1 protein-coding gene is annotated in these 301 nt (G+C 52.5%); it reads left to right on the top strand.

Going from position 1 to position 301, the window contains the following annotated elements; genetic code table 11:
- Positions 1-301: hypothetical protein (locus AC1RPX_RS07910; RefSeq protein ID WP_481763349.1), on the top strand; the 301-nt coding region annotated here is incomplete at both ends.

The following is a 301-nucleotide window of genomic DNA, read 5'->3' as shown; positions in this document are numbered from 1 at the left end:
GAAAAGGGGGAAAAGAGGAAAAGAAGAAGGGGGAGGAGGAAAAGGAAGGGAAAGGAAGGGAAAGAAGAAAAAGGAGGAGGGGAAGAGGGGAAAAAGGGGAGAGGGGAGAAGAGGGGGAGAGGGGAGGGAGAAAGAGAGGGAGAGGGGAGGAAGAAAAGGAGGGAGGGGGAGGAGGGGAAAAGGAGGGGAAGAAAAGAAAGAAGGGGGGGGGGAGAGGAAGAGGGAAAAAGAAAAAGGAAAAAGGAAAGAGGGAAGGGGGAAGAAGAAAGAAGGGAAAGAGAAAGGGGGAGAAGGAAAGGAG

It is taken from the genome of Dellaglioa sp. CoH-56-MRSF-14 (genome assembly GCF_056782115.1).
Note: the sequence above shows the minus strand (reverse complement) of the source record. Positions and strands in the feature narration are given on the sequence as shown.